Raw genomic sequence first — 2,018 nt, 5'->3', positions numbered from 1 at the left:
CCGCCACGGTTTAATCTGTGCCTGACTGTTTTTCCTGATGATGCTGGTAACGGATTTACACCACAAAGTGATGCCAGTGCCGCTTCATTTTTTAAGCGTTCAGGATTATCACCTGCAACTGCCAGCAGTGTAGCCGCCGTCTGTGGTCCAACACCAAACTGGCTACGAAGGTTACCGGCATATTTGCGGGTCAGTTTCTCCAGTGATTCATCCAGCTCATTCAGCTCTTCAGTCAGTGAGATCCATCGCTTAGCAAGACTTCGAAGCGTACAATGCAGGGCTACACTCAGCGGAGTGTGTTCCATTGTTTCGCAGCTAATACAGGCAGCTACGCAGTCGTGTGGTTTAGATTTCCAGAGCTTGTCACGAACATCCTGCGGGGCACTGACCAGCAACGCGCGAAGCTGGTTAATCGCCTGCGTGCGGGCTTTTACTGCACTACGACGGGCAACGCTAATAATCCGGAGAGCTTCACACGCACCGGACTGCATTTTTGGTATGGCCTTACTGCTTCCTGACAGTACTGTCCGGGCTGCATTCTCTGCATCCAGTGGATCTGACTTCCCTTTAAGGCGTCGTGTAGAGCGGTCTGGCCGGTTAACTTCAACAACATCAACACCATTTTTAATGAGAAAACGTGTTAACGCAGCACCATAAGTCCCGGTTCCCTCGACGCCAGCCCGTTCGAGAACCCCAAAAGATTTAGCCCAGTCAAAGAGTTCCTGATAACCAGTTTGAGTTGTTTGAATAATGCGGGTACCAAGCAGTCTACCTGACTGACTGATAACAGCGCCGACATGAACATCAAGATGTGTATCTACACCCAGGATCACGCTTTCGGGAGATTGAAGGTCATTTTGCATGGTTTGCCCCCAGACATTGGTAGCACAACCATCCCCATCGCAGGACAGGACACTCGGGATGCAGCACAAAGCTCCTATCAGGTCACAAACGCTGGGCCCGGCTATGCCCGGGAAATACCAGAAGCGGACGACAAGTCAACACAAAGGCATCTGAGCCAATCCCAGCACGGGTCAGTCCGATCCGGTATTTGAAAGTATATTAGAATGAGTATCCCAGCAGTTGCCACGCCGGCTCATGCTCGGCGCCAGGTTATTGGCCCGGCAGAAGCGCTGCCAGTCGTCACTGCCGTACTGGCTGCCCTGGTCTGAGTGCACGATGACCTCGCCGTTGGGTTTACGTCGCCAGACCGCCATCATCAGTGCATCCAGCGCCAGCTCGCGTGAGAGCGTGGGCTTCATCGACCAGCCCACCACGTTACGGGCGAAGAGATCGATAACCACCGCCAGATACAGCCAGCCCTGCCAGGTACGGATATAAGTAATGTCGGTGACCCAGACCTGATTGGCCCGGACAACAGTAAACTGGCGCTGCACGCGGTTAGGGGCAACCACTGACGGTCTGCCGGCGATACGACGCGGCGCTTTATAGCCGCGCACGGCTTTAATCCGGTTCAGTTGCATAATACGGCCCACCCGGTTTTTACCGCAGGTTTCCCCGATTTCGTTCAGGTCGCCATGAACCCGCCGGTAACCGTATACGCCGCCGCTCAGTGAATATGAGTCACGGATAAGCGTCAGCAGACGCTGGTTATCTTTATCACGCGCCGAGACCGGGTTATGCAGCCACGCGTAGAACCCGGCCCGGGCGACATTCAGTACCCGACACATCGTCATCACACCCCATACAGTGCGGTGCTCATTGATAAAGCGGTACTTCAGTCGGGCTCCCTTGCAAAGTACCGCGCGGCCTTTTTCAGGATATCCCGTTCTTCTTCGGTACGTTTTAGCTGCGCCCGTAGTTTCAGGATCTCGCTTTTGGCCTCCAGTAAATCCCGGGCATGCTGTTCGCTGTTATCCGGTTTGATAGCCCGTAGCCACTTGTAAAGGCTGTGTGCAGAAACGCCCAGACGGTCAGATACTTCGGCAACGGAATAACCGCGTTCCGTTATCTGACGGACGGCCTCTTCCTTAAATTCAGGTGTAAATCGTGGTGTG

Annotated in this window: 1 protein-coding gene and 1 pseudogene; both read right to left on the bottom strand. The window is 54.0% G+C overall.

The genetic code is table 11. The features are described from left to right. On the bottom strand, positions 1 to 863 hold an 863-nt coding region (locus F9C28_RS19900), incomplete at its 3' end, for an IS110 family RNA-guided transposase (protein WP_199016964.1). A 210-nt stretch (positions 864 to 1,073) separates the two neighbouring features. After that, positions 1,074 to 2,018: pseudogene (locus F9C28_RS19895) on the bottom strand (IS3 family transposase); the annotation flags it as partial.

The sequence above is a fragment of the Shimwellia pseudoproteus genome (genome assembly GCF_016415625.1).
Classification (GTDB): Bacteria; Pseudomonadota; Gammaproteobacteria; order Enterobacterales; family Enterobacteriaceae; genus Shimwellia; species Shimwellia pseudoproteus.
Note: the sequence above shows the minus strand (reverse complement) of the source record. Positions and strands in the feature narration are given on the sequence as shown.